The sequence below is a fragment of the Pseudomonas sp. B424 genome (assembly GCF_055408345.1).
In genome coordinates, this window is record NZ_JBUZTL010000030.1 from 38,289 (window position 1) to 45,529 (window position 7,241).

Consider the following 7,241-nt stretch of genomic DNA (forward strand, 5'->3'; position numbering starts at 1 on the left):
CGGAGCCGCGCCATGCATACCCTCGACATCTTCACCCGCGACATCATCCAGAACTCACTGCAGGCCATTGCCGACGAGATGTTCGCCGCCATGCGCAAGGCGGCGATGAGCCCGGTTATTTATGAGGTGCTGGACATGGGCACCGGCATCACCGACGCCGACGGCGAGATCGCCAGCTCCGGTGCCGGCATCCCGGCCTTTGTCGGGGTGCTGGACAAGGCGGTCAAACAGATCCTGCTCCAGCATCCCGGCCCCGGCGACATCGAAGACGGCGACGTGTTCATCTGCAACGATCCCCATAGCGGCGCAGTGACCCACCTCAACGATGTGGTGCTGGCGATGCCCGTGTTCGCCGAGGGACGGCGCGTGGCCTGGACCGCCAACATCGCCCACTGGAACGACGTCGGCGGCATGGTGCCCGGGTCGCTGTCGACCCAGGCCAGCGATATTTTCCAGGAAGGCCTGCGCCTGTACCCGGTCAAGCTGATCAGCCGCGGCCAGCCGATCCGTTCGGTATTGCAAATCCTGCGCGCCAACACGCGCATGCCGGACTTCATGGAAGGCGACCTGTGGGCCGGGGTGGCGGCGGTGCGCGGCGGGGCCTTGCGCCTGCGCGAATTGACCGCCAAATACGGCACTGATCTGTTCCTGCTGGCGATGCAGGACTTCATGGACCTGGGGGAAAAAGTATCGCGCATGGCCCTGGCCGAGCTGCCCAATACCCGCCTGTCACTGCAGGAGCCCCAGGACGATGGCAGCGTATTCAAGGTATCGGTACAGATCCATGACCGCGCGCTGACCGTCGACCTGTGCGACAACCCCGACCAGTGCCTGGGCCCGACCAACTTGAGCCGGGACGGCGCGGTGGTCGCCGCGCAAATGGCCTTCAAGGCACTGACCGCCCCCCGGGGCATCACCAACGGCGGGACCTTCCGCCCGCTCACGGTATTGACTCGCCCCGGCTCCCTGTTCGATGCCCTTTCACCGGCGGCCGAAGGGTTCTATTTCGAGAACCTGATCCGCGTGCACGACCTGATCCTGCGCTGCCTGGCCCAGCAGTTCCCCGACCGTTTGCCTGCCGGCAACTTCGCCTCGGTCTGCGCCACCATCATCGGCGGCCGGCACCCGGACACCGGTCGGGCCTTCACCCTGGTGGAGCCGGAAATCGGCGGCTGGGGCGCCCAGGCCGGGCGCGATGGCAATAACGCCGTTTACTCCGGGCTGCATGGCGAAACCTACAACTGCCCGGTAGAAGTCTGCGAGGCCCGCTACGGCCTGTATGTCGAGCGCATGGCATTGAACGATGAGCCCGGCGGGCATGGCCAGTACCGGGGTGGTCGCGGTATCTGCATCGACTACCGCGTGCGCTGCGACGCCAGCTTCCTGACCTGCGGCTACACCCGTTCGGTGGTGCCGCCCTGGGGCCTGCAGCGGGGGCTGGACGGGACTCCCAACTACGTCGAAGTCCTGCGCAATGGCTGCGCGCCGGAGCGTTACGCCATGGCCAGCAACATCGAGCTGCAAGCCGGTGATCTGGTGCGGGTGCGCACAGGGGCTGGCGGTGGCTACGGCCCGCCCGCCGACCGCGAGCACAACGCGGTGCGCGACGACCTGAAAAACGGCTATCTCGACCCGGACACCGCCCGTGCCGTGTATGGCGTCCAGCCCTGACCCCGACCTGCCGCCGCTCGGCGGTCTCCACGCGTTCACCTAATAACAATAAGAGGGAACCGTCATGTTGCAACATCCGCTATCTCGCTGCGGTTTTGCGTTCACGCTGGCCATGACCCTGGGTGTAAGCACTTCGACCCGGGCAGAACAATTCATCGGCTTTGCTCAACCCGGGTTGCCCGGGCGCTGGGCCGTGGAAACCTTCCCCGTATTCAACCGCACTGCCGACGGCAACCTGCGGGCGGGGGGCAATACCGTGCTGGCGTACTTTTCGCAAACCGGCTTTACCGGCACCACCCGTGACCAGTTGCAATTTTGGGTCGGAGCGGTGCCCGGCTACACCAGCACCAATGGCGCAAAGGACGCCAGCCCCTGGGGTGTCGCGTCACCCAACCTGGGTTTTGCCTACTACTACAACGTGGTCCAACCCAAAAGCGCCTACGCCTCTGCGGGCTACGTCAGCTTCTGGACCAACCCGACGCTGATGGTCGAGTTCCCCAATGGCAACACTGACACCGCCGGCCACGGTGCCTTTGCCAACCGTTACGCCGCCAGTTTCAGCGTGGCCAACTACCTGCAGGTGGGCAAGTTTGCCGCCACCTTCACCCCCGTCGGCGTGCACTACGCCGCGCGCAATCGCAACAGCACCGACCTGGGCAACGGCGATCCGCAAAAACTGCGCGGTGGCCTCAGCTATTGGTTCGCCGACATTGCGGCGGGCTACCTGGTGCGCGACGACCTGTGGCTGGGCGTGCACCACGTCTACCACCTCAATAACCGTGCGGCCTCCAGTTTTGAGGAATCGCGCGTGGGAAAGATAGGGCCGTCCATGACCTACACCGGTTTTTCCCAGCAGGGTCTCTACCTGTCCGCCAACGTGAATTTCGACTACTACCACAGCGCCAACCTGCGCCGTTCCAATGAACTGACCATGGCGCTGGTGAAGTTTTTCTAGCGCTGCCGGCACACTCCATTCAAGGAAACCTCCATGGATACTGCAACCACACCCCCCGCCCAGCCACAGGATGTACCGGTGTCGGTACGTTGGCTCAACCCGATTGGCCACCCCACGTTCGATGCGCCGATCGCCGATTTACTGCACGGCATCAAACAACCCGCGACCCGGGTCGAAGTCGTGTCCTTTGATATGAAGCCCAGCCCGACGCACCTGGAGTACCGGGCCTATGAGGCACTGACCTATGAACGGACAGTGCGCATCGCGCGCGATTGCGCGCAGCAGAACATCGATGCCCTGGTGATTGGCTGCTTCTACGACCCGGCCCTGGAGGACGCCCGGGAAATCTCCGGCGACTGCCTGGTGGTTGCGCCCTGCCAGGCGAGCCTGCAAGTCGCGGCGCAACTGGCCAACCGCTACTCGATCATCGTCGGGCGCGACAAGTGGATGGAGCAGATGCGCGAGCGGGTAGGCGGCTATGGTGCCGCAGACCGGCTCGCTTCGCTGCGCTCACTGGGCATGGGTGTCGATGAGTTCCAGAAAGACCACGCCCTCACCCGCCGCCGCATCATTGAACAGGCCTTGCTGGCCGTTGAGGAGGACGGCGCGGAAGCCGTCATTCTGGGCTGCACCATTGAGTTCGGCTTTTTTGAGCAGGTGCAGCGCGAGGTCGGCGTGCCTGTCATCGACCCGGTCGTGGCGGCCTTCAAGATGGCCGAGGCCCTGGCCGGCATGAAGCGACGCTTCGGCTGGGCCCCAAGCCGCGTCGGCAGTTGCGAGCCACCCCCCGAAACCGAGATCAAGGCCTTTGGCCTGTTCCAGGGCCCGGTGCCGATCGGCAATCGCGTAAACGCCTAGGAGATCCCCCATGAGCGAAACCATGCCCATGCCCGAAACAGACGCCAGCCCACCCCGGCAAGTGGGCGATATTTTCAACCATGTGCCCTTGACCCGTGAGCACCTCAAAGCGTGCCTCGCGTTGTTCTTTGTATTCGCCATCGAAGCGTGGGAGATGATGATCATCGTCTACACCGCGCCACTGATCGCCCAGGACTTCACCCTGGATGCCCTGGCCGTGGGCCATCTGATTGGCGCCATGTTTATCGGCATGCTGCTGGGCTCATTGCTCTGGGGCAAGCTGGCCGAACGAATCGGCCGCAAGGGCGCGGTGATCTGGAGCCTGGCCAGTTACGGGGTGATATCGCTGGCCAGCGCATTCGCCCCGGACTACACCAGCCTGTACGCACTGCGGCTGCTGTCGGGCGTGGCCGCAGTGGGCATGATGGTGGTCACCTTTGCCCACTATCAGGAGCTGCTACCGGTGCGCTATCGAGGCGCGCTGACGGTGTACCTGGCATCGGGCTGGCCGATCGGCATGCTGCTGGCACTCGGTGCCACCGTGTGGCTGATGCCCTATGGCTGGCGCACGATTATCGCGGTCAGCTCGCTGGGTGGCCTGTGGGCGCTGGTGGTCGCGCGCTGGGTGCCGGAGTCGCCGTACTGGCTGGCCAGTGCCGGGCGCCAGCCCCAGGCCCGCGAAGTGATCGCCCGCCTGAGCCGTGGCGCCGTCCAGGTGCCGCACACCTGCCAATTGCAAGTGGATCAGGCCAGCCGGGGCCGGCAACGGGAGTTGTTCGCCCCGGCGCTGTTGAAAATCAGCGTGCTGCAGATTCTGGTCAATTTCACCTTCTCCTGGGGCTATTGGGGCCTGCAAACCTGGCTGCCAACCCTGCTGCAACAGCGCGGCCTTAGCCTGCCACAAAGCTATGGCTTTATCGCATTGTCGGCGCTGTGCATGATCCCCGGGTACATGGCCGCGTCATGGCTGACCCATCGTTACGGGCGCAAAAAAATCATCGTCGGTTTCATCGGTGCCTCGGTGATCGCCGGCTACGGCTTTGCCAATGCCCAGACCCTGGAAATGCTCTACCTGAGCAACTTCGCCCTTGCCTTCTTCAGTCTCGGCGCCTGGGGTGTATGGGGAACCTGGATCGCCGAACTGTACCCGACCCCGCTGCGCACCATCGGCTACAGCTGGGCGATTCTGGCCCAGCGCATCGCCAACATCCTGGCACCGTCCTTGATCGGTGCGCTGGTGGCCTATGGCGCGTCATTCAACATCACCACCACGCTAATCAATGCCTTCATGCTGGCCGCAGTGCTGCTGGCACTGTTCATTCCAGAAACCGAGGGCAAAACGCTGAACTGACACGACTCCTTTAGCGCTTTCAGACGCATGCGAGCTGCAGTGGCTGGCATCACCCCACCGCTCACTGCGCTTGAATGGCGCCAGGCGCATGGATGCCTGCCGCATCCACTGCCTCAAGGCGTCACCCGCACGGGTAGCCTCCACAATCATCAGAAATGGAATTCAGCATGAGCAATCAACCTCTGGCGGGGGGTATTACCCTCGCCATGCACCGCGGACCCTTCCAGAACAACGGCGCCACACCGTGGTACTCGACCGTTCAAATCGGCACTCCGGGGCAACCGTTAAAGCTGGCACTGGACACCGGAACCAACATTGCCTGGGTGACGTCCAGCCTCTGCGCCCCCGAGGGTTGCCGGCATTACAGTGCCGGCCGGTTCGACTACCGGGCGTCCGCCAGCTTCGCCTTCACCGACTGCCTGCAACGACCCTACAGCTTTGGCCCATGGGGGACAATGCAGGTCGAGTCGGGGTCGGACGTAATGACCCTCGACCAGACGACGCTGCCCACCCAGCTGCTACTGGCGACGGACTACACTGGCGCGCAATTTCGCCAGCTGGACTGGGACGGCGGTATTGGCCTGCCCTGCAGCAGTGCCTGTATCGACGGCCGCAGCTCGTTCGTGTTCCAGGAGTTGATGAACGCCGGCAAGGTTGATCCGCACCAGCCCTTCATCGCCTTCGACTGGGACGCCGGGTCGGGGCGCGGCAGCTGCCAGTTGGGAGCCGTAGATGCCAGCAAGACCCAAGGTCCTCATCTGTTTTTGCCATGGGCGGTCTACGGCAAAATGGCGGGCGTCGAGTACATCTGGTCCACGCCGCTGACGACCTTTGCCGTCGGCGGCGAAATACTGGCGAAGGACCTGACCTTTGCCCTGGACTCCGGCTCATCCCGGTTCAAGGGCGATGACCGGCTGATGCGCCAAACCCTGGCGCGCATCGCCCAAGGTGACTGCCCGCCAGTGGTACTTGGCTTTGCCGATGGCGAGATCACGCTCGGGGCCGACGCCTACAACGTATTAATCGACCAGGGCCCCTGCAAAGGCCAGACACTGCCTCAGTTCGAACCACTGGGCATTCCCGACATGGTGCTGGCGGGTTCTCTGGTGATGGAGCACTGCTACACCGTCTACGAATACCGCGTTGTGCAGTGCGGCCCTGGCGCGTACTCATTGGCGCCCGTTGGCGTCTGGCTATTCAATCGACCGGACGGGCCGCAGATCATCACGCGCCCGTCTTCGCAACACTTCGACCTGGAACCGCGAGCGATAGCCCACGGCAAGTTCATCATCAACCCTGTGACCGGGCTTGAAACCCCGTCCCTGCCACTGTCGGCTGCGGGCACCTGGCAGAATGACTATGGTTCAGTCATGACGCTCACGGTCGAAGAGCAGCGGATATCAGGCACCTATCAATCGTCTACGGGGTCGACGGGCAAATACGCAGTAACCGGCTATCAAACGCAGCCCACCGACCTGCACGATCACGGCCTGCCGCTAGCCCTGGCCATCCAATGGCACTCCCTGGGCGAGGGTGCTGCCGACCCCAGCTGGAACTGGTCTTCAGGGCTGTGCGGGCAGCTCCATCGGGTGAAGGGCGAAGACACGTTGGTGCTATCGCACTTGCTGGTGGCCAGCAGTGACTTCCCGGGGCTTGTTGACCAAGGAACCTACGCTGACAAGTTGACGTACCGCCGGGTTGCCTTGGAGCCAGCCAGGACAGCGCCTGCCACCTCCACAGCGTTGCCCGCGATATCAGCCCCCCTGAGCGGTGACTGGCTGGCCACCGATGGCAGCTGCTTGAGCCTGCGTATCCACGCCGCCCGCCACGGTGCTTTTGGCTGTGTTCTGGGTCGATTTTCATCGGCTGGCGCAGAAGTTGACGTATGCGGTTTTACCGACATCAAGGCCCGGGCCTGCGGGCTGTCATTGCAATCAGTCAGCCTCTCAACGGCAGGGTTTGCGGGCTCTAAAGTGCAGTCGCTGTCAGGGACTCTCGAACTTGCAGACGAACAGTTGAATATCCTGGTCATGACCGGCTTGCCAACCACTGCCGAGCACAGCTATTTGCAGACCCGAATCAAGGCCCTGACTTTTTCCCGACGGCGCCATACAGCCTTTTAGCAGCGCTTGGCATGGCGCTGGGGGCAGGACTCTGGGCTTAAGCCCCCCGCTACGGGGGGGCCGAGATGGATATCAGAGAAACGAAAAAAGGACCCGAAGGTCCTTTGTTCTTGCTCTATCGAATTGCGTTGAATGGACTGCCCTGATCGCTCAGTGTAGTGGTCAACTAATCCCGGACACTGCATTAAGTTTTTTCTCGGCCTGAGCCGGTGGCAGCCCACCATTAAATTGGTGCGGTCGAATCCAGTTGTACCGGTGCATCAAAAAATGGCTGATATCCCGC

Annotated in this window: 5 protein-coding genes and 1 pseudogene; 5 read left to right on the forward strand and 1 reads right to left on the reverse strand. The window is 63.1% G+C overall.

Features of this window, described 5'->3' with window-relative positions:
* Positions 1-12 precede the first annotated feature (12 nt).
* From ACZRMS_RS23360 to ACZRMS_RS23380, 5 genes are all read left to right on the forward strand, one after another.
* Entirely contained in the window at positions 13-1,671 is a 1,659-nt protein-coding gene (locus ACZRMS_RS23360) for a hydantoinase B/oxoprolinase family protein (RefSeq protein WP_463997276.1), read from the forward strand.
* 64 nt (positions 1,672-1,735) lie between these two features.
* A complete protein-coding gene (locus ACZRMS_RS23365) occupies positions 1,736-2,626 on the forward strand; it encodes a hypothetical protein (RefSeq protein ID WP_463997277.1) in 891 nt (296 codons plus the stop codon).
* A 33-nt stretch (positions 2,627-2,659) separates the two neighbouring features.
* Positions 2,660-3,484 (forward strand): aspartate/glutamate racemase family protein, encoded by an 825-nt coding sequence (locus ACZRMS_RS23370; protein WP_463997278.1) that lies wholly within the window; start codon positions 2,660-2,662, stop codon positions 3,482-3,484.
* A 10-nt stretch (positions 3,485-3,494) separates the two neighbouring features.
* Positions 3,495-4,835 (forward strand): MFS transporter, encoded by a 1,341-nt coding sequence (locus ACZRMS_RS23375; RefSeq protein ID WP_463997279.1) that lies wholly within the window; start codon positions 3,495-3,497, stop codon positions 4,833-4,835.
* 167 nt (positions 4,836-5,002) lie between these two features.
* Positions 5,003-6,958, forward strand: a complete 1,956-nt coding sequence (locus ACZRMS_RS23380) for an avidin/streptavidin family protein (RefSeq protein WP_463997280.1) — start codon at positions 5,003-5,005, stop codon at positions 6,956-6,958.
* 162 nt (positions 6,959-7,120) lie between these two features.
* Here ACZRMS_RS23380 and ACZRMS_RS23385 read toward each other — a convergent pair.
* A pseudogene (locus ACZRMS_RS23385) lies at positions 7,121-7,241 on the reverse strand (IS3 family transposase); the annotation flags it as partial.

What these genes read in the sequence shown, in the direction of transcription:
- ACZRMS_RS23375 (WP_463997279.1), top strand. Translation starts at nt 3,495, where the DNA reads ATGAGCGAAACCATGCCCATGCCCGAAACAGACGCCAGCCCACCCCGG.
- ACZRMS_RS23360 (WP_463997276.1), top strand. Translation starts at nt 13, where the DNA reads ATGCATACCCTCGACATCTTCACCCGCGACATCATCCAGAACTCACTG.
- ACZRMS_RS23365 (WP_463997277.1), top strand. Translation starts at nt 1,736, where the DNA reads ATGTTGCAACATCCGCTATCTCGCTGCGGTTTTGCGTTCACGCTGGCC.
- ACZRMS_RS23370 (WP_463997278.1), top strand. Translation starts at nt 2,660, where the DNA reads ATGGATACTGCAACCACACCCCCCGCCCAGCCACAGGATGTACCGGTG.
- ACZRMS_RS23380 (WP_463997280.1), top strand. Translation starts at nt 5,003, where the DNA reads ATGAGCAATCAACCTCTGGCGGGGGGTATTACCCTCGCCATGCACCGC.